Origin of the sequence: Krasilnikovia sp. MM14-A1259, assembly GCF_047159535.1 — a bacterium.
Lineage (GTDB): Bacteria > Actinomycetota > Actinomycetes > Mycobacteriales > Micromonosporaceae > Actinoplanes.
Genome location: NZ_BAAGAJ010000002.1, coordinates 3,155,049 through 3,174,331, shown reverse-complemented (window position 1 = coordinate 3,174,331; position 19,283 = coordinate 3,155,049). Strand labels below are relative to the sequence as shown.

20 protein-coding genes are annotated in these 19,283 nt (G+C 72.0%); 13 read left to right on the top strand and 7 right to left on the bottom strand.

Features of this window, described 5'->3' with window-relative positions:
• Positions 1 to 91: 91 nt before the first annotated feature.
• Positions 92 to 1,039: a pseudouridine-5'-phosphate glycosidase gene (locus tag ACMCNK_RS13955; protein ID WP_412736840.1), complete on the bottom strand. Its 948-nt coding sequence runs from the start codon at positions 1,037 to 1,039 to the stop codon at positions 92 to 94.
• A 146-nt stretch (positions 1,040 to 1,185) separates the two neighbouring features.
• Here ACMCNK_RS13955 and ACMCNK_RS13950 point away from each other — a divergent pair, with 146 nt between their 5' ends.
• The 3 genes from ACMCNK_RS13950 (at position 1,186) to ACMCNK_RS13940 (ending at position 3,923) form a co-directional block, all read left to right on the top strand.
• On the top strand, positions 1,186 to 1,404 hold the full coding sequence (locus ACMCNK_RS13950) for a DUF3039 domain-containing protein (protein ID WP_412736839.1): 219 nt from the start codon (positions 1,186 to 1,188) through the stop codon (positions 1,402 to 1,404).
• Between the two features lie 25 nt (positions 1,405 to 1,429).
• A complete protein-coding gene (locus ACMCNK_RS13945) occupies positions 1,430 to 2,050 on the top strand; it encodes a trimeric intracellular cation channel family protein (RefSeq protein WP_412736838.1) in 621 nt (206 codons plus the stop codon).
• 151 nt (positions 2,051 to 2,201) lie between these two features.
• Positions 2,202 to 3,923 carry a DEAD/DEAH box helicase gene (locus ACMCNK_RS13940; protein ID WP_412736837.1) on the top strand — a complete coding sequence of 574 codons (1,722 nt, stop codon included), beginning with the start codon at positions 2,202 to 2,204 and terminating at the stop codon, positions 3,921 to 3,923.
• A gap of 76 nt (positions 3,924 to 3,999) precedes the next feature.
• Here the strand turns inward: ACMCNK_RS13940 and ACMCNK_RS13935 are convergent, their stop codons facing one another.
• Together ACMCNK_RS13935 and ACMCNK_RS13930 are read right to left on the bottom strand one after the other, a co-directional pair.
• Positions 4,000 to 4,239, bottom strand: a complete 240-nt coding sequence (locus ACMCNK_RS13935; protein ID WP_412736836.1) for a hypothetical protein — start codon at positions 4,237 to 4,239, stop codon at positions 4,000 to 4,002.
• A 240-nt stretch (positions 4,240 to 4,479) separates the two neighbouring features.
• Positions 4,480 to 6,105, bottom strand: coding sequence for an RNA polymerase sigma factor (locus ACMCNK_RS13930; RefSeq protein ID WP_412740844.1), 1,626 nt, complete (start codon positions 6,103 to 6,105; stop codon positions 4,480 to 4,482).
• A 264-nt stretch (positions 6,106 to 6,369) separates the two neighbouring features.
• Between ACMCNK_RS13930 and ACMCNK_RS13925 the strand changes: the two genes are divergently transcribed.
• A complete protein-coding gene (locus ACMCNK_RS13925; RefSeq protein WP_412736835.1) occupies positions 6,370 to 7,191 on the top strand; it encodes an inositol monophosphatase family protein in 822 nt (273 codons plus the stop codon).
• 10 nt (positions 7,192 to 7,201) lie between these two features.
• Here the strand turns inward: ACMCNK_RS13925 and ACMCNK_RS13920 are convergent, their stop codons facing one another.
• Positions 7,202 to 7,741, bottom strand: coding sequence for a LytR C-terminal domain-containing protein (locus tag ACMCNK_RS13920; RefSeq protein WP_412736834.1), 540 nt, complete (start codon positions 7,739 to 7,741; stop codon positions 7,202 to 7,204).
• A gap of 384 nt (positions 7,742 to 8,125) precedes the next feature.
• On the opposite strand from ACMCNK_RS13920, the gene ACMCNK_RS13915 reads away from it, so the two are divergent.
• Together ACMCNK_RS13915 and ACMCNK_RS13910 are read left to right on the top strand one after the other, a co-directional pair.
• A complete protein-coding gene (locus ACMCNK_RS13915; RefSeq protein WP_412736833.1) occupies positions 8,126 to 8,422 on the top strand; it encodes a DUF4193 domain-containing protein in 297 nt (98 codons plus the stop codon).
• A gap of 73 nt (positions 8,423 to 8,495) precedes the next feature.
• Complete coding sequence (locus ACMCNK_RS13910) at positions 8,496 to 9,335, top strand: hypothetical protein (RefSeq protein ID WP_412736832.1); 840 nt, start codon at positions 8,496 to 8,498, stop codon at positions 9,333 to 9,335.
• On the opposite strand, the gene ACMCNK_RS13905 is transcribed toward ACMCNK_RS13910, so the two are convergent.
• Positions 9,316 to 9,810 (bottom strand): DUF3093 domain-containing protein, encoded by a 495-nt coding sequence (locus tag ACMCNK_RS13905; RefSeq protein WP_412736831.1) that lies wholly within the window; start codon positions 9,808 to 9,810, stop codon positions 9,316 to 9,318. The two genes, ACMCNK_RS13910 and ACMCNK_RS13905, sit on opposite strands and share 20 nt — an antisense overlap.
• 124 nt (positions 9,811 to 9,934) lie before the next feature.
• Here ACMCNK_RS13905 and dut point away from each other — a divergent pair, with 124 nt between their 5' ends.
• The 4 genes from dut (at position 9,935) to ACMCNK_RS13885 (ending at position 12,505) form a co-directional block, all read left to right on the top strand.
• Positions 9,935 to 10,408 (top strand): dUTP diphosphatase, encoded by a 474-nt coding sequence (dut, locus tag ACMCNK_RS13900; RefSeq protein ID WP_412736830.1) that lies wholly within the window; start codon positions 9,935 to 9,937, stop codon positions 10,406 to 10,408.
• Positions 10,409 to 10,460: 52 nt separating this feature from the next.
• Positions 10,461 to 11,135, top strand: a complete 675-nt coding sequence (locus ACMCNK_RS13895) for a DUF3710 domain-containing protein (RefSeq protein WP_412740843.1) — start codon at positions 10,461 to 10,463, stop codon at positions 11,133 to 11,135.
• Between the two features lie 132 nt (positions 11,136 to 11,267).
• A complete protein-coding gene (locus tag ACMCNK_RS13890; RefSeq protein ID WP_412736829.1) occupies positions 11,268 to 11,648 on the top strand; it encodes an OB-fold nucleic acid binding domain-containing protein in 381 nt (126 codons plus the stop codon).
• Positions 11,649 to 11,770: 122 nt separating this feature from the next.
• Positions 11,771 to 12,505 (top strand): DUF3159 domain-containing protein, encoded by a 735-nt coding sequence (locus tag ACMCNK_RS13885; RefSeq protein WP_412740842.1) that lies wholly within the window; start codon positions 11,771 to 11,773, stop codon positions 12,503 to 12,505.
• A gap of 4 nt (positions 12,506 to 12,509) precedes the next feature.
• Here ACMCNK_RS13885 and ACMCNK_RS13880 read toward each other — a convergent pair whose 3' ends face one another.
• A complete protein-coding gene (locus ACMCNK_RS13880; RefSeq protein ID WP_412736828.1) occupies positions 12,510 to 13,190 on the bottom strand; it encodes a potassium channel family protein in 681 nt (226 codons plus the stop codon).
• Entirely contained in the window at positions 13,190 to 13,855 is a 666-nt protein-coding gene (locus ACMCNK_RS13875) for a potassium channel family protein (RefSeq protein WP_412736827.1), read from the bottom strand. Before ACMCNK_RS13875 ends, ACMCNK_RS13880 begins: the two co-directional genes overlap by 1 nt.
• 112 nt (positions 13,856 to 13,967) lie before the next feature.
• Here ACMCNK_RS13875 and ACMCNK_RS13870 point away from each other — a divergent pair, with 112 nt between their 5' ends.
• The 3 genes from ACMCNK_RS13870 (at position 13,968) to dxs (ending at position 19,283) form a co-directional block, all read left to right on the top strand.
• Positions 13,968 to 16,046 (top strand): APC family permease, encoded by a 2,079-nt coding sequence (locus ACMCNK_RS13870; RefSeq protein ID WP_412736826.1) that lies wholly within the window; start codon positions 13,968 to 13,970, stop codon positions 16,044 to 16,046.
• The gene (locus tag ACMCNK_RS13865; RefSeq protein ID WP_412736825.1) at positions 16,039 to 17,283 is read left to right on the top strand and encodes a class I SAM-dependent RNA methyltransferase; all 1,245 of its coding nucleotides are present in this window, start codon (positions 16,039 to 16,041) and stop codon (positions 17,281 to 17,283) included. Before ACMCNK_RS13870 ends, ACMCNK_RS13865 begins: the two co-directional genes overlap by 8 nt.
• 65 nt (positions 17,284 to 17,348) lie before the next feature.
• A complete protein-coding gene (dxs, locus tag ACMCNK_RS13860; RefSeq protein WP_412736824.1) occupies positions 17,349 to 19,283 on the top strand; it encodes a 1-deoxy-D-xylulose-5-phosphate synthase in 1,935 nt (644 codons plus the stop codon).

The window sequence follows — 19,283 nt, the reverse complement described above, 5'->3', positions numbered from 1 at the left end:
CGCTCATGGCCCTCGCTTCGCTCGGTGCATTCGCTCACGCTGGGCTGGCTGGGCGTGCGCTCATGGCCCTCGCTTCGCTCGGTGCATTCGCTCACGCGGGGATGCTGAACCCGAGACTGGCCGGGGCGGGTGCCGCGGCGGCCGCGATCCGGGCCGCCAGCGCCGCGTTGCGCAGAATGATGCGTACGTTGACCGCCAGGCTGCGCCCCTCCGTGCTCTCGTGGAAATGGGCCAGCAGGAACGGGGTGACCGCCTTGCCGGTAATCCCTTCGCGGGCCAGCAGCGTCAGCCCGTCGGCCAGGGTGCGGTCGTGCAACTGCGGGTCGAGCTGCTCGTCGTCCGGCAGGGGGTTGCCCAGCACCAGAGCCGCGGAGCTGACCCCCTGGCCGTCGCGGGCGGCGATCGCGGCGGCGACCTGCTCCGGAGAATCCAGCCGCCAGTCGACGTCGAAACCGCCGTCGGTGACGAAGAAGCCGGGGAAACGGTGCGTGCCGTACCCGGCGACGGCCACCCCGAGCGTCTCCAGCCGTTCCAGTGTCGCGCCCACGTCGAGGATCGACTTCACCCCGGCGCAGACCACCACGATGGGGGTGTGCGACAGCGCGGTCAGGTCGGCCGACTCGTCGTACGTGATGTTCGCCTCGCGGTGCACGCCACCCAGGCCGCCCGTGGCGAACACGCCGATGCCCGCTGCGGCGGCGACCGCGCTGGTGGCGGCGACCGTGGTCGCGCCGTCCGCGCCGGTCGCGGCGGCCAGGGCCAGGTCGCGCACGGACAGCTTGGCGACCCCGTCCGCGCCGGCCAGGTGCTCGATCTGGGCGTCGTCGAGGCCCACGACCAAACGGCCACCGATCATGCCGATGGTGGCGGGTACCGCGCCGTTGTCCCGTACGGTCTGCTCGATCTCCCGGGCGACGCGCAGGTTGTCGGGGCGGGGCAGGCCGTGGGAGACGATCGTGCTTTCCAGGGCCACCACCGGGCGGCCGTCGCGGCGCGCCCTGCTGACGTGGTCCCCGTACTGGATGGAGAAGTCGGTCACGATCGCTACGGTACGGGGCCATGCTGCAGCGTTGTCGTTGGACCGACCACGGGTCGGGGTGTCAGACTTGCGGGTTGGAGCATCTTCCGCGGTGACCGGGGGGCACGCGGTGGCAGGTACACGAGGACTCTGGAAGGGCAGATGCCGTGAGCACGCAGATCTTGGAGCGCCCGGTAACGAAGGATGCCGACACCGGGCCGGAAATGTTCCACTACGTGCGCAAAGAGAAGATCGCCGAGAGCGCGGTCATGGGCACCTTCGTGGTGGCGTTGTGCGGCGAGACCTTCCCGGTGACGAAGTCGCCGAAGCCGGGTTCGCCGGTGTGCCCGCAGTGCAAGGAGATCTACGAGGCGATGAAGAGCTGACCGCCGCCGTTTCGGGCGCTGCTGCGTGACGGGCAGCCAGCTCGCTGCGGACCTCATCGGCGTGGCGGTCTTCGCCGCCTCCGGTGGCTCCGCGGCCGTGGGCAAGCGCCTCGACCTCTTCGGTGTCGCGTTCGTCGGTTTCGCCGCCGCGCTCGGCGGCGGGATCGTGCGGGACGTGGTGATCGGGTCCGTGCCACCCCTGGCGTTCGCGGACTGGCGGTACGCGCTGACCGCCGTGGCGGCCTCGGTGGCCGTCTTCTGGCTGCACCCGCAGCTGTACCGGGTACGACGAACCGTCCTGGTGCTGGACGCGGCCGGGCTCGGGCTCTTCACGGTCACCGGCACCCTCAAGGCCCTCGATGCGCACGTACCGGCGGTCGGTGCGTGCCTGATCGGCATGCTCACCGCCATCGGCGGCGGCCTCGCGCGGGACCTGCTCACCGGCGAGATCCCCGTGGTGCTCCAGCGGGAGATCTACGCCATCGTCGCGCTCGGCGGTGCGGTCACCGTGACGGTGCTGGTCCGCTTCGGCGCCGCGAACCTCCCGACGCTCGCCCTCGCGGCGGTGGTGATGACCGGAGTACGCCTGCTCGCCCTGTACCGCCGCTGGTCGGCACCGGTCGCGGTGCCGCCGCCCGCCCCCTGAGCGGCATCGGAAGCCGCCGCTATGCTGGAGCCGCCTCCGCCGGAACGCCGCCCGGAGGCGTTTTCGTGACCGTGCCGCGTGGCTCATCGGGACTCCGGCGCCGTCGGCCCGGGCGTTGCCGCCGGGCCCGAGTGGAGAGGACCGCCGCAGCTTGAGCCCGCCCCTGCCGGACCTGGAGACGTTCCCGCCGCTTCGGGCATGGCAACGCAAGGCCCTGGTGGTCTATCTGCGGCGCCGCAGCCCGGACTTCACCGCGGTCGCCACCCCGGGCGCGGGCAAGACCACGTTCGCGCTGCGGATCGCCGCGGAACTGCTGAACGACGGCACGATCGAGGCGGTCACCGTGGTCTGCCCGACCGAGCATCTGAAGACCCAGTGGGCGACCGCGGCGGCGCGCGTGGGCATCCAGCTCGACGCATCGTTCCGCAACGCGGACGTCCACTCGGCGCGCGACTTCCACGGCGCGGTCCTCACGTACGCGCAGGTCGGCATGGCGCCCGCGGTGCACCGGCGTCGCACGATGACCCGTCGCACGATGGTCATCCTCGACGAGATCCACCACGCGGGCGACTCCCGCACCTGGGGCGACGGGGTCAAGGACGCGTTCGAGCCGGCCGAGCGGCGGCTCATGCTCACGGGTACGCCATTCCGCTCCGACGACAACCCGATCCCGTTCGTGAGCTACGAGCGCGGCGACGACGGTCTCCAGCGCTCCCGCTCCGATTCGACGTACGGCTACGCCGACGCGCTGCGCGACGGGGTCGTCCGGCCCGTGATCTTCCTCGCGTACTCCGGGGAGACGCGGTGGCGTACCAGCGCCGGTGACGAGCTGGCGGCCCGTCTCGGCGAGCCGATGACCAAGGACCTGGTAGCCCAGGCGTGGCGTACCGCGCTGGATCACCGCGGGGACTGGATGCCGCAGGTGCTGCGGGCCGCGGACGCCCGGCTGTCCCGGCTGCGCGAGCACGGCATGACCGACGCGGGCGGCCTGGTCATCGCGAGCGACCAGCAGACCGCCCGCGCGTACGCGAAGCTGCTGGAGACCATCACCGGCGAGAAGCCCGCGGTGGTGCTCTCCGATGACCAGGGCGCCTCGGCGCGGATCGCCACGTTCGCGGATTCGGGGCAGCGCTGGCTCGTCGCGGTGCGGATGGTGTCGGAGGGCGTCGACATCCCCCGCCTGGCCGTCGGCGTGTACGCGACCAGCGCCTCCACCCCGCTGTACTTCGCCCAGGCGATCGGCCGCTTCGTGCGGGCCCGGCGACAGGGCGAGACCGCCACGGTGTTCCTGCCCAGCGTGCCGCACCTGCTCGGGCTTGCCAGCGAGATGGAGGTCGAACGCGACCACGTGCTCGGCGCCCCCAAGGACCCGGACGGGCTGGACGACGCGCTGCTGGAGCGGGCGCAGCGGGCCGAGGACGCGGCGGGCGAGCTGGAGAAACGGTTCGAGGCGTTGTCCGCAACCGCCGAACTGGACCAGGTGATCTTCGACGGGGCGTCGTTCGGCACCGGCGCCCGGGCCGGGACCCCCGAGGAGGAGGAGTATCTCGGTCTGCCCGGCCTGCTCAGCCCCGATCAGGTGGCGGTGCTGCTGAACCGCCGCCAGTCCGAGCAGATCGCCGAGCAGAAGCGGCGGGCGAAGGAGGCGGGTCCGGTGCCCCAGCCGCGCGAGCCCGTGGTGCTCAGCGCGGGGGAGCGGCGGGTCGGCCTGCGCCGCCAGCTCAACACGCTGGTCGCGGCGCACCACCATCGCACCGGACTACCGCATGGCAAGATCCACGCGGAGCTGCGCCGGCTCTGCGGTGGCCCGCCCAGCGCGCAGGCGACCATCGAGCAGCTCGAGGAGCGGATCGCCACGATCCAGACACTCTGAACCGGAGAACACATCCCGGACAGCGAAAGGGCGCCCCACACCGTGGGCGCCCTTTGTCGCGTATCTGGGGGATCGGTCAGTTGGAGCTGGACATCATGTCGGCACCGCGCCAGTCGAATTCCGGCTCGGCGGAGTACTGCACCGCGATCTTCACCAGTTCCTCGGCGTACCGGTTGGCGTGGTGGCCACAGAAGACCAGCTCCCCGCCACCGGCCAGGGTCAGACGAAGCTTTCCGGCAGCGTTGCACCGGTCGCAGCGTTCATCGGCTGCTGGTCCTGCCATCGTTTCCGACGGAGGCGTGAGAGTCGGGGTCATCGCCTTCCTCCTCTGGTCGTCACCGATGAACATGTTCCTCGGCTACAGGTCACACATCGTGCAACATCCTTGAGCGTTGCGGCCTTCCCGCCGTGCCTTGGGGGGACCCAAGTCACAGGTCGTCGGGACAGTGTGCCGTGCCCCAAGGGTGCCACGTCAACGATCACTTCTGCACAACGGTCTGGTCACTACCCGACGGTGTACCCGTGGTGATCAGTGGGACACACACAGTTGAAGGGTCTAGTCCAGGTAGTCCCGGAGGACCTGCGAACGCGACGGGTGCCGCAACTTCGACATCGTCTTCGACTCGATCTGCCGGATCCGCTCGCGGGTCACGCCGTACACCTGGCCGATCTCATCCAGCGTACGCGGCTGACCGTCCGTGAGTCCGAAACGTAGCCGAACCACTCCCGCCTCGCGCTCGGACAGCGTCTGCAGCACCTGCTGGAGCTGGTCCTGCAGCAGCGAGAACGACACCGCGTCGACCGCCACGACGGCCTCGGAGTCCTCGATGAAGTCGCCGAGCTGGCTGTCGCCCTCGTCGCCGATCGTCTGGTCCAGCGAGATGGGCTCACGCGCGTACTGCTGGATCTCCAGCACCTTCTCCGGCGTGATGTCCATTTCCTTGGCCAGCTCCTCCGGGGTGGGCTCGCGGCCCAGGTCCTGGAGCAGCTCGCGCTGGATCCGGCCGAGCTTGTTGATCACCTCGACCATGTGCACCGGGATGCGGATGGTGCGGGCCTGGTCGGCCATGGCGCGGGTGATGGCCTGGCGGATCCACCAGGTGGCGTACGTGGAGAACTTGTAACCCTTGGTGTAGTCGAACTTCTCGACCGCGCGGATGAGGCCGAGGTTGCCCTCCTGGATCAGGTCCAGGAACGCCATGCCGCGACCGGTGTACCGCTTGGCCAGCGAGACCACGAGTCGCAGGTTCGCCTCGAGCAGGTGGTTCTTGGCGCGCTCGCCGTCGCGGGAGATCCAGCGCAGGTCGCGCTCGAACGTACGGTCGAGCTTCTCCTCGCCCTCCTCGTACGCGCGCAGCCGCTCCGCGGCGTACAGGCCGGCCTCGATCCGCTTGGCGAGCTCGACCTCCTGCTCCGCGTTCAGCAGGGGAACCTTGCCGATCTGCTTCAGGTACGCCCGGACGGAGTCGGCCGACGCGGTCAGCTCGGCGTCGCGGCGGGCCTGCTTGAGCGCCTCGGACTCCTCGTCGTCCCACTCGAAGTCGCCATCGGTCGCGGAGCTCGCGGCGTCGGACGCGGCGGCCTGCACCATCGCGGCCGGCTCCTCGACGACGACGTCCTCGATCTCGGCGGCCAGCTCCTCGGGGTCGATCTCCTCGCCCTCGACCGGCTCCTCCTCGCCGGGGCCCGCCTTGGTGGCCTTCGTGGCCTTGGCGGCCTTGGCGGGGGCAGGGCCGGTCCGCGGAGCGGCGTCGGTGGCCTTGCGGGCGGCGGTCTTGCGCGCCGGCGCGGCGGTGCCCGGCGCGGCGGCCTTGCGGGCGGGGGCCTTCTTCGCCGGGGCGTCGGTAGCGTCCTCGGTCGCCGCCTGCTTCGGCGCGGGCGCGGCGGCCTTCTTCGCCGGGGCCCGGGTCGCCTTGGCGGTGGTCGCCTTCGATGCGGGTGTGGCGGCGCGGGCGGCGGCGACCCGGCGCTTGGTGCTGGCGGAGCCGTCGACCACGACCGTGACGCCGGCGTCCACGAGGGCGCGCAGAATCTTCTTGGCCTGAGCCGGTGTCACCTCGGCGGACTCGACCGTCTGCACGACCTGGGCCGACGTGATCTGCCCGCCCGCGCCCTGCGCGTGGGCGATGAGAGCCTCGGTGAGGGAGCGAACGTCGGCACCGGTCTGGTGGGCTTCTGTCACGAATGACCTTCCGGAGGCGATGAGGTTGAGCGCGGTGTATGCCCGGCGCAGCACGGCAACGGGGCTGGCCAGTGTGGTGTGGGGACCCCCGTGACGCAGACCGGCCGGCGGGCGACTGTCCGTGAAAGCGTGGGCAGGGGTGAATTGTAGCGCCGTCATCCGAGAACTTTCCGCCGCAGCACGCCAGGGACCCTGCGGCGGGGGTTCGTCGGGCGCCGCAGGGTGGGTGCCCGAGAATGGCGGGGGCGGAAAGGGCGGGCAGACGTGGCACAGCAACCTGCGGCATCGACGGCCGGCGACCTCCTCGCGATCGCGGTCCGGATCGCGCGCGACGCGGCGGAGACCGCCCGGCGGATGCGCGCCGAGGCGATCACGGACGTGCAGACCAAGAGCACGGACACGGACGTCGTGACGGCCGCGGACCGGGCGGTGGAGCGGCAGGTCGTCGAGGCGCTGCGGCGCGAGCGGCCGGACGACGGCGTGCTGGGCGAGGAGTACGGCGACTCCGCCGCGCCCGCTCCCGGCGCGGTGCGCTGGATCTTGGACCCGATCGACGGCACGGTCAACTACCTGTACGGCCTCCCGCAGTACGCGGTGTCGCTGGCCGCCGAGGTGGACGGCGTGGTGCTCGCCGGGGTGGTCCGCAACGCGGCCACGGGCGACGAGTGGACCGCGACCCGCGGCGGCGGCGCGTGGCGCGACGGCCGCCGGCTCACCGGCTCCGCGCGCGGCACGCTGGATCAGGCGCTGGTGGCCACGGGCTTCGGGTACGACGCGGCCCGGCGGGCGCATCAGGGCACCGTGCTGGCCGGATTGATCACCCAGGTGCGTGACATCCGGCGTTTCGGCGCCGCCTCGCTCGACCTGTGCCTGGCTGCCGAGGGTGCCGTGGACGCGTACTTCGAGAAGGGCCTCAACCCGTGGGACCACGCGGCCGGGGGACTGGTGGCCACGGAGGCCGGGTTGACCGTCGCCGGCCTGCACGGCGAGCCGGCCGGGGACCGGATGCTCGTCGCGGCGCCGCCCGCGCTGTTCGGCGCGCTGCACGACGTGCTGGCCAAGCTGGACGCGTCGGGCGGCCCCTGAGCGGGCGGGGTCAGTTCTTCTTCTTGACCGGTGCCGGGCAGGAACCGGGCGGCGGGGTGGGCTGACCCACCTCGATCAGCGACTGGTTGACCTCGGTCGACGTGGCGAGCTGACGGAAATCGCTGCCGATGACGATGTCGATCACCGCGCCCTTGCGCTTGGGGTTGTACTCCCGCTTGGCCTGATCGAGGAAGTACGCCCGGACGAGCTGCACCGCGCCGATCGCGTCCGGCCCGTAACGGATGACGGCGACGTCGGTGATCCGCTTCTTGTCCTCGTCCGGCTTCAGAACCTTGAACCGCCGGTTCTTGAAGTCGTTCGTGACGTTGTCGGCTAGGCCCGCCGTTGATGTCCCGTTTAGGATCCTTAAGGTAATTTCGCTAGGATCGTCCGGCAGTGTCACGTTCGCCATTACCGAACCGGGTGGGCACTTGTCTCCTGCCACCGCGCCACCCTGGCTGTCGCGCACCAGCGCGACGATGACGAAGACGATCGCCGCCATGGCGAGCGCGCCGATCACGACGAGCGCTCGGACGCGCGCAAAGCTCATGGGCCAGGCTCCCGGTACGTGGTTCGATCGCCATCCGGCGACGGACGGCTCTGCGGTGAGGTTAGCGTCTGACTTCCAGGTGCGGGGAAACAGGGAATAGTTCCGGCGCGCCGACGATGATCCACGCCCGCATACCCCTACCTTGATGTCGCCTCAGTCACATCGGGAACAATTGTCCGTCCATGCGCGTACAAGCTCCTCGCGAGAGCGGTAACGTACCGCGCTCGCCGGGGCAGTTTCGCGACGGGCCGGGGCACCCCCGGCCGCGGTCGCTCCGCTGTTCGCGAGAGCAGCGCAAATTCGACCACGGGAACCGGGAACCAGAACGACGTCGCGGGCGTTACTAACGCCAAGTGACACATCGATACAGGAGAGTGAAGACCGATGGCCACCGACTACGACGCTCCGCGTCGCGATGAGGTCGACCTCGGCGAGGACAGCCTCGAGGAACTCAAGGCCCGCCGCGCCGACTCTCAGTCGGGCGCAGTGGACGTCGACGAGGTGGAGGTGGCGGAGAGCTTCGAGCTGCCCGGCGCCGACCTTGCCGACGAGGAGCTCACCGTCAAGGTGCTGCCGATGCAGACCGACGAGTTCCGCTGCGCTCGCTGCTTCCTCGTTCATCACCGCAGCCAGCTTGCGGTGGAGCGCAACGGGGATCTGATCTGCCGCGAGTGCGCCTGACGGCCACTCGCACACGCCATCACCCGACCGCCCGGCGGGCGGTCGGGCGTCGTGCCGACCCCTGAGGACGACGATGACGGATCCCGACCACCCCGCGGCCGCCGCCGGTCCCGAACCGCCGGCGCCGCCCGACAGCGTGCAGGACGCGCCGGCCGACGGTGCACGGGATGACGGCCTTCCGGGCGAGGGCGGGCTCGGCGCGACCGTGGCGGCGATCTCGGCAGCCGATCTCGAACCGGCACACCGGCGCCGCCTGATCGGCCAGCTCGTCGACCACGCGCGGCGCCACCGGCCCGCGCGGCTGCTGCTGCACCCCCGGGCCGGGCTGCGCTGGATGACCGACGTGGTGGCCGACCTCGCCCCGCACGTACCGGTCCGGGATCTGGACACCCTGCGCCGCCACCTGCCCGGGCTGGACGACGACGCCCTGGCCGACCGGCTCGTCCGCAACGCCGCCCGGGCCACCGCCGGGGTCGGCGCGGCCGGCGGAGGTTTCGCGTCGATGGAATGGGTGGCCACCCCCACCCTGCTGTCCGCGCCGGTCCTGCTCGCCGCCGAGACCATCGCGGTCGTGGCGGTCGAGCTCAAACTCGTCGGCGAGCTGCACGAGGTGTACGGCCGTCCGATCACCGGCGGCGCCGCCCAGCGCGCGACCGCGCTCCTGCAGGCCTGGGCCCAGCAGCGCGGCCTGAACCCGCTCACCACCGGCGCCGGCGTCGGCACCGTGCTCGGCACGACCGCCCGGCGGGACCTGCAGAACACCCTGTTGCGCCGCTTCGGGCGCAACCTCACCACGTTCGGCCCGATGCTGACCGGCGCGGCCGTCGGCGCGTACCTGAACCGGCGGGCGACCCGCGCCCTGGGCGAGAAGGTGCAGCGGGACCTGCGCGGCGCTACGCCCTCGCTTCCCTGACCGCGGCCAGCAGGGCCGTCGCCAGCTCGACCGGCCGCCGGGTGCTGACCACCCAGAACGGCGTCGGGTCCGCCGGATCGTCCAGCAGCACCTGCACCGCCCCACCGATCCACGGCCGCTGCACCACGAACGCCAGCGGGTGTGCCCCGACCCCCAGCGCCTCCCGCTTGCCGTCGGCGTCCAGCGCGACCACGTCGGAGATCACCCGCAGGGGCAGCCGGGCGTCGTCGACCTGGAACTCCTCCTCGGTCACGGCGACCCGCAGCCGGCCCAGCCAGACCAGCAGCACCGCGGCCAACGGGAACAGCACCACGAACGGCACCCACGCGCGCAGCCCGGAGCCGCCGAGCCAGACCTCGGCCGCCAGGATCGCCGCCACCCCCAGCGCGGGCGGCCAACCCCACCACGGGACGGTGAGGCGTTCGGCGTACCGGGGTCGCGACGTCGCCGTGCTTGTGGAGGGCTCGGGTGTCACGCTGGTGAGGGTACGGCGCGTCGCCCCGGCCCGGCACGGCAGGATGGGGCAGGGTAGTGCCGCCGCGAACCGGCCGCCTGAGCCGCGCCCGAGCCCCGAGGCCGTACGAGACAGGACGACTGACGTGACCGAAGCTGTGGACGTGCCGGTGCTCCGGCTCGACCCCGACCTGCCGCTGCCGGGCTACGCCCACCCGGGCGACGCCGGCGCGGACCTGTGCGCCGCCACCGACGTCACGCTGGCCCCCGGCGAGCGGGCCCTGGTCCGTACCGGGGTGGCGCTGGCGCTGCCCGACGGGCATGTGGGCCTCGTGCACCCGCGGTCGGGGCTGGCCGCCCGCCTCGGCGTGACCGTCCTCAATGCGCCCGGTACGGTCGACGCCGGCTACCGCGGTGAGATCATGGTGAATCTCGTCAACCACGACCGGACCCGTACGGTGCAGATCGCGCGCGGTGACCGGATCGCCCAACTGATCGTCCAGCGGGTGGAACGTGCCGTGTTCCGCGCCGTCGACGAGCTGCCCGAGACCGCGCGTGGCGCGGGCGGGCACGGCTCGACCGGCGGGCACTCGGCCCTGCCCGCGCAGCAGCGTCGGTGAGACCGCGCCGGACCAGCTCCGGCAGGCTTGGAACGGAGAGGTGGCAAGGCAGATGTTCTCCCGCAAGCAGGGGGGCCCGAAGCATGTGCGCCGCGCGGACGCGCCGCGCTCGGCGGCGCTCACCCAGAGCATGACGGCTGAGCCGGAGCCCGGGGCGCCCGAGCACGGCCCGTGGGACGCCGCGTACGCCCCCGAGGGGGTGCAGCGGCTCGATCTCGGCAGCCTGCAGATCCCGGCGATCGACGGCGTCGAGGTCCGGGTCCAGGCGAACCCGGACGGCGGCGTCGAGCAGGTCGTCCTCGTGGTGGGCGAGAGCGCCCTGCAGCTCGGCGTGTTCGCCGCGCCGCGTACCGAGGGCATCTGGGACGAGGTGCGCGAGGAGATCGCCACCGCGATGACCTCCGACGGTGTCGACCCGCAGGAGATCGACGGGCCGTACGGCACGGAGCTGCTCGCCCGGGTCGAGACCCCGCAGGGGCCGGCGGACGTGCGGTTCGTGGGCGTCGACGGGCCGCGCTGGATGGTGCGCGGCCTGTACCAGGGGCCGGTCGCCACCGACCGCAGCCTGGAGGGTGCCCTCGGGCAGTGCCTGGAGGGGCTGGTCGTGGTGCGTGACCCGGAGGCCCGGCCGGTCCGCGAGGCGCTGCCGCTGCGGCTGCCGCCGGAGATGGCCGAGCACGCCCAGCAGCACCTCGCCGAGGGCGGCGAGCCCACCGAGCTGCACTGACGCACAGGGACCCGCTCGTGGTGCCGAGGTGACTCAGGTCACCATGGGCGGTTCCGGCGTACCGTGGACGCGGGCCTCGGGCCCACACTGTGCCGTCCAACGGGCCGTCGAGGAGAGGTGACACGTCGGGCCATGGCGACCAACGAACGCACGACCGGTCTGCGCCGGTTCTTCGAGCGGCTGACCGCGTCCGAGGCGGAGCTCGACGCCCAGCAGTTGCAGCGCGACGCCGCCAAATGCGGGTCCGTCCTGGCGGATCAGTGCCGCCGCGGGCAGCTCGTCTCCGTGTCGGGGCGGTTGCGCACCGTGGCGTACACTCCCCGCACCAACCTCCCGACGCTGGAGGCCGACCTTTACGACGGCAGTGACGTGGTCACGCTGGTCTTCCTGGGCCGGCGTTCCATCGCCGGGATCGAGCCGGGGCGGCAGCTGACCGCGCGCGGCCGGATCGCCATCCGCGACGACCGCAAGGTGATCTACAACCCGTTCTACGAGCTGGAGGCGCCCCGGTGACACCCGGCAGCGAACCCCGTCACGCCGCGCCGCGCGAAGGGGTGGAAGATCGCGTCGCCGAGGAGGTCGTCGAGGCGCTCAACCTGCACCCCGTCACCGAGGACATCGCCGAGGAGCTGAGCCTGCTCCCCGGCGCGGACCGCGCCGAGCCTGCCGGGAACGCCGCGCCGGAGTCGCCCACCGACGGCGAGGAGCCGCTGCCGACGATGTCGGAGCAGATTGCCGACCAGCTCGGCGGCATGCGCGGCCTGATCGAGTCCAGCGTGCCGGTGCTTGCGTTCGTGCTGCTCAACTTCATCGTCGGGCTGGACGCGGTCGGCCTGCCCGAGGATTCCCGCACGGGGTTGTACATCGCGATCGCCGGGGCGGTCGGCACCGCGGTGGCCATCGCGATCTACCGGCTGGCCCGCCGCGAACCGATCCGGCACGCGATCAACGGCCTGGTCGGCATCGCGCTGGGCGCCTACCTGGCGGCGCGCTCCGGGCACGCCAAGGACTTCTACCTGCCCGGCATCCTGATCACGCTGGGCCAGGCCGCGCTGCTGTTGGTCTCGACCGCGTTCCGCCGCCCCCTCATCGGGTACGTGTGGGCCGTGATGGCGAACAAGGGCAAGCACGACTGGCTGGAGAACAAGCGGCTGCTCGGCACGTTCCAGTGGCTCACGGTCGCGTGGGCGGTGTCGCTGGTCGTACGTGGTGGCGTGCAGGCCCTGCTGTACTGGCTGGACCGGCCCGACCTGCTCGGCGTGGCCCGGATCTTCCTGAGCTGGCCCATCTACGCCGGCATGCTGGCGCTGACGGTGTGGGCCGTGCGCCGCGCGACCCGGGCGGAACGCGCGACGCAGGCCACCGCCTGACCCGCTACCGGCCCCGGCCCACGGTGTCGGTGCCCAGCACGACCGCGCGTACCTCGTCCTCCACCTCGGTGGTGCACACGAAGATCAGCTCGTCGCCCGCCTCCAGCGGGTCGTCCGGTGTGGGCACCAGCACCCGCTTGCCGCGCAGCACCGCCACCAGCGCGGAGTCGCGCGGCATCGGCACGGACCGCACCGGCTGCCCCACGTACGGGGCGTGTGCGGGCAGCGTGATCTCGACCAGGTTGGCCTCGCCCTGCCGGAACGTCATGAGCCGGACCAGGTCGCCGACCGTGACCGCCTCCTCGACGAGCGCGGCCATCAGGCGCGGCTTGCTCACGGCCACGTCCACGCCCCACTGCTCGGTGAACAGCCACTCGTTCTCGGCGCGGTTCACCCGGGCCACCACCCGGTTGACCGCGAACTCGGTCTTGGCCAGCAGCGACACGACCAGGTTGGCCTTGTCGTCGCCGGTCGCGGCGACCACGACGTCGCAATTGGCGACCTCGGCCTCCTCCAGGCTGGTCAGCTCGCACGCGTCCGCGAGCACCCACTCCGCCTCGGGCACCCGTTCCGGGCGCAGCTGGCGGGGCTGACGCTCGATCAACATGACCTGATGGCCGTTGCCGATCAGCTCCTGCGCGATGGAGCGGCCCACGTTGCCCGCCCCGGCGATGGCGATGCGCATCAGTGCCCTCCCACTCCGGCGCCGGACGCGATCTTCAGCACGTCGCCGACCGTATCGTCGGTGACCAGGACGAACACCTGGTCCCCGTCCTGCAGCACCACCGAGGGGCTGGCCAGCGACCCGATGCCGAACCGCATCAGGTACGCCACCCGGGCCCCGGTCGCCTCCTCCAGCGCCTTGACCGTCTTGCCGATCCAGTCGCGGTGCAGCGGCGCCTCGACGATCGACACCGCGCTGGTCGGATCACGGAACACCTCGACCGTGCCCTCCGGCACCAGGTGGCGCACCATCCGGTCGGCGGCCCACCGGATCGTCGCCACGGTGGGGATGCCGAGCCGCTCGTAGACCTGGGCGCGGCGGGCGTCGTAGATGCGGGCGACCACCCGGGACACGCCGTACGTCTCGCGGGCCAGCCGGGCGGAGATGATGTTCGAGTTGTCGCCGCTGGAGACGGCCGCGAACGCGTCCGCGCGTTCGATCCCCGCCGCGCGCAGCACGTCACGGTCGAAGCCGATGCCGGTCACCGTGATGCCCTTGAAGTCACCGCTGAGCCGGCGGAACGCGTCGGCGTTCTGATCGATGACGGCCACGGAATGGCCGCGGGCGTCGAGGTTGTGGGCGAGCGTGGACCCGAGCCGGCCACACCCCATGATCACCACGTGCACTGTCGGCACCTTCCCGCTGGGTTCATACAGACCAGAGCGTGCCATGCGGCGTTGCCGCACGGTCGACGGGGCGGCATACGGCGTACGCCTGGCGGCCGTACGCTTGGCGCTTGTGGCAAGACCAACATCTCTCGTCAAGCGGCTGCTGCTGGGCCGGCCGTTCCGCTCCGACCGGCTGCAGCACACGCTGCTGCCCAAGCGGATCGCGCTGCCGGTGTTCGCCTCCGACGCGCTCTCCAGCGTGGCGTACGCGCCCGACGAGATCCTGCTGACGCTGTCCATCGCGGGCGCGAGCGCATACGCGTACTCGCCGTGGGTGACGCTTGCCGTGGCGGTGGTGATGATCACCGTGGTCGCCAGCTACCGGCAGAACGTGCACGCGTACCCCTCCGGCGGCGGCGACTACGAGGTGGCCACGGTCAATCTCGGCCCCCGCTACGGCGTTGGCGTGGCCAGCGCTCTGCTGGTCGACTACATCCTCACCGTGGCGGTGTCCACCGCGGCCGGGGTGAGCAATCTCGGCTCGGTCGTGCCGTTCGTGGCCGAGCACAAAGTCGCCATCGCGCTGGCCGCGATCACCCTGCTCACCGCGATGAACCTGCGCGGCCTGCGGGAGTCGGGCACGGCGTTCGCCATCCCGACGTACGCGTTCATCATCATCATCATCGGCATGATCCTCACCGGGATGGTCCGGATCTTCGTGCTGGGCCAGGAGCTGCGCGCGCCCAGCGCGACGCTGGTCATATCGGCCGAGGAGAGCCACCTGACCAGCTTCGCATTCGTCTTCCTGCTGCTACGTACGTTCTCGTCCGGCTGCGCCGCGCTGACCGGTGTCGAGGCCATCTCCAACGGTGTGCCCGCGTTCAAGCCGCCCAAGAGCCGCAACGCCGCCACCACGCTGCTGCTGCTCGGCTCCATCGCGATCGTCATGCTGCTCGGCATCGTCCTGCTGGCCCAGGCCACCCACCTGCAGTACGTCGAGGACATGTCGCAGATCCTGCACGGCCCTCCGAACTACGTGCAGAAGACCGTCACCACCCAGCTCGGGGAGGCGGTGTTCGGCAACGGCTCGATCCTGCTCTACCTGGTCGGTGCGGTGACCGCGCTGATCCTGTTCCTGGCCGCGAACACGGCGTTCAACGGGTTCCCGGTGCTCGGCTCGATCCTCGCCCAGGACCGGTACCTGCCCCGCCAGCTGCACACCCGCGGCGACCGGCTGGCGTTCTCCAACGGCATCATCTTCCTGGCCATCGCGGCCGGCACGCTGGTCGTGGCGTTCCAGGCCGAGGTGACCCGGCTTATCCAGCTCTACATCGTCGGCGTCTTCGTGTCGTTCACGCTGTCGCAGGCCGGCATGATCCGGCACTGGAACCGCCTGCTGCGCACCCAGCGTGACCCGAACGTGCGCCGCCGCATGCACCGGTCCCGGACCATCAACACCTTCGGCATGCTGATGACCGGCGCGGTGCTGATCATCGTGCTGATCACGAAGTTCCTGCTGGGCGCCTGGATCGCCATCGCCGCGATGCTGGTGATCTACGTGACCATGCTCGGCATCCGCAAGCACTACACCCGGGTCTCGCGGGAGCTGCTGCCGACCGAGGAACGGCCGGTGCTGCCGTCGCGCAACCACGCGGTCGTGCTGGTCAGCAAGGTGCACATGCCCACGCTGCGGGCCCTCGCGTACGCCCAGGCCACCCGGCCGGACACGCTGACCGCCGTGACGGTCAACGTGGACGACAAGGACACCCGGGGGCTGCAGGAGGAGTGGGAGCGCCGGCAGCTGCCGGTGTCGCTGACCGTGGTGGACTCGCCGTACCGGGAGATCACCCGGCCGATCATCGACTTCGTGAAGAGCGTGCGGCGCGGCTCGCCACGCGACGTGGTCACGGTCTTCGTACCCGAGTATGTGGTGGGCCGCTGGTGGGAGCACCTGCTGCACAACCAGAGCGCGCTGCGGATCAAGGGCCGGCTGCTGTTCGAGCCCGGCGTGATGGTCACCAGCGTGCCGTGGCAGCTGCGGTCCAGCCAGGACAAGGACCTGGACCGGCTGGACCGCGACCTGAGCCGGGCCCCGGCCCGCGGCCCGCGCTTCGGCAGCGCCGCCGCGCCGTCGGCGCCCACGATGCCGGTCGCCCGCACGGTCGACGACGCCGCGCCCGAGGAGCGGCTGGACGGCGCCCGTGACTGAGCCCGGCGACGACCTGGTCGAGGGCGACCGGGTGGAGCTGCGGGTGGGCGCGCCCGCACACGGCGGGCACTGCGTGGCCCGGATCGGCGGTCCCGGCGGCCGGGTCGTCTTCGTCCGGCACGCGCTGCCGGGGGAGCGGGTCACCGCCGAGGTGACCGAGCTGCACCGCGGCTACCTGCGGGCCGACGCCGTCGAGGTGCACGAGCCGTCGCCCGACCGGGTCGCGGCGCCATGCCCGTGGGCCCATCCCGGCGGATGCGGCGGCTGTGATCTGCAGCATGTGGCCGAGGACGCGCAGCGGGAGTGGAAGGCCGCCGTCGTCCGCGAGGCCCTCACCCGCGTCGGCGGGCTGCCCGGCGACGTCGTCGACCGGCTCGGCGTGCAGGTGCGGGCGCTGCCGGGCGGGTTGCTCGGCTGGCGTACCCGGGTGCGGTACGCGGTGGACGCCGCCGGACGGCCCGGCCTGCTGCAGCACCGCTCGCACCAGGTGGTGCCGATCGACCGGTGCCGGATCGCGCACCCGGCCATCCAGAGTCTCGACGTGACCGCCCGCTCCTGGCCGGACGCCGATGCGGTCGAGGTGGTGGCCTCCACGGCCGGCGATCTCGTGCAGCAGGAAATGCGCGCCGGCGACCGGGTGCAGCTCACCGGGCCCGCACAGGTGGGGGAGCGGGCAGCCGGCCGCGAGTGGCGGCTGTCCGCGGACGGGTTCTGGCAGGTCCACCCGGCGGCGGCCGACACCCTGGTCGAGGCGGTGCTGGAGCTGCTGCGCCCGGCCCCCGGCGAGACCGCCTGGGACCTGTACGGCGGCGCCGGCCTGTTCGCCGCGGCGCTGGCGGAGCGCACCGGCGCGCGGATGACCGTGGTGGAGTCCGCACCGGCCGCGGTGGCGGCGGCCCGGGAGAACCTGGCCGACCTGCCCCGCGTCGAGGTGGTCGCCGCGAAGGTCGACGCCGCGCTGGCCCGGCGCCGGGTCACCGGCCCGGTGGACCTCGTGGTGCTGGACCCTCCGCGCACCGGGGCGGGTGGCCCGGTGGTCCGGGCGGTGGCCGCCGCGGGGCCTCGGGCGGTCGCGTACGTGGCGTGCGATCCGGTCGCGCTGGCCCGGGACGTGGCCACGTTCACCGAGGCGGGATGGCGGCTGGCCGAGTTCCGGGCGTACGACTGTTTCCCGATGACCCACCACGTCGAGTGCGTGGCGTTGCTGCTGCCCACCGCAGATGCGGAGGTTTCGTGAGGGAGTGGTGTGGGGTCCATGCAACATGCAGGTGCCGATGCCGGCCCTGGATAGACTGACCCATCATGAGCGAGACACTGCCGCCGAATGCCGGCCTGATCGGGGGCATCACCGGCCCCGGAGACCTGAGGCGGCTCAGCATCGAGCAGCTGACCCTGCTCGCGGCCGAGATCCGCGACTTCCTGGTGGCCAAGGTGTCCCGTACGGGCGGGCACCTGGGGCCGAACCTGGGCGTCGTGGAGATGACCCTCGCCATGCACCGCGTGTTCGACTCCCCGCGCGACAAGATCCTGTTCGACACGGGCCACCAGGCGTACGTGCACAAGATCGTCACCGGGCGGCAGGGCGGGTTCGACCTGCTGCGCCAGCGCGGCGGCCTGTCCGGCTACCCCAGCCAGGCCGAGAGTGAGCACGACCTCATCGAGAACTCGCACGCCTCCACGGCCCTGTCGTACGCCGACGGGCTCGCCAAGGCGTTCACGCTGCGCGGCGAGGACCGGCACGTCGTCGCGGTGGTCGGCGACGGGGCACTCACCGGCGGCATGTGCTGGGAGGCGATCAACAACATCGCCGCCAGCGGTAACAGGCTGGTCATCGTCGTCAACGACAACGGCCGCTCGTACGCCCCGACGATCGGCGGGCTCGCCGAGCACCTGTCCACGCTGCGGCTCAACCCCGGCTACGAGAAGGTCCTCGACCTGGTCAAGGACGCCCTCGGCTCCACGCCGATGGTCGGCCGCCCGATGTACGAGGTGCTGCACGCGGTCAAGCGCGGCATCAAGGACGCGGTCAGCCCGCAGCCCATGTTCGAGGACCTCGGCCTCAAGTACGTCGGCCCGGTCGACGGCCACGACATCCACGCCATGGAGTCGGCGCTGCGCAAGGCGAAGGGTTTCAACGCCCCGGTGATCGTGCACGCGGTGACCCGCAAGGGCTACGGCTACCGTCCCGCCGAGGAGGACGAGGCGGACTGCCTGCACGGCCCGGGCGCGTTCGACCCGCAGACCGGTGCGCTCACCGCCGCCCCGTCGGTGAAGTGGACCCACGTCTTCGCCGAGGAACTGGTCGCGATCGCGGACGAGCGCCCCGACGTGGTCGGCATCACCGCCGCCATGGCCGAGCCCACCGGCATCGCCACGCTGGCCAAGAAGTACCCGGAGCGGGTCTACGACGTCGGCATCGCCGAGCAGCACGCCGCGACGTCCGCCGCCGGGCTGGCCATGGGCGGCCTGCACCCGGTCGTGGCGGTCTACGCCACGTTCCTCAACCGGGCGTTCGACCAGGTGCTGCTGGATGTGGCGATGCACCGGCTGCCGGTGACGTTCGTGCTGGACCGGGCCGGCATCACCGGCCCCGACGGCCCCAGCCACTACGGCATCTGGGACATGAGCGTGTTCGGTGTCGTGCCCGGGCTGCGCATCGCCGCCCCCCGCGACGCCGCCACGCTGCGCGAGGAGCTGCGCGAGGCGGTCGCGGTCGACGACGGCCCGACGATCGTGCGGTTCCCGACCGGTTCGGTGGCCCCCGACCTTCCCGCGGTGCGCCGCGTCGGCCAGGTCGACGTGCTGCGTGAGGCCCCGCAGGGTGGGCGCCGAGGCGACGTGCTGCTGGTCGCGGTCGGCGCGTTCGCCCAGCTCGGCATGGAGGTGGCCGAGCGGGTCGCCGGTCAGGGGTACGCGGTCACGGTCGTCGACCCGCGCTGGGTGCGCCCGGTGCCGATCGAGCTGGCCGGGCTGGCCGCGGAGCACCGCCTCGTCGTGACGCTGGAGGACGGCATCCGGGCGGGCGGGGTCGGCGACGCGGTGGCCAGCCTGCTGCGCGACGCGGGCGTGGACGTGCCGCTGCGTGATTTCGGGGTGCCGCCCGGCTTCCACCCGCACGGCACCCGGACCGAGATCCTCACCGCGCTCGGGCTCACCGCTCAGGACATCGCCCGCGACGTGACCGGTCACATCTCGGGCCTGCAGGAGCCGGCCGGCCAGATCCAGCCGACCTCCTGA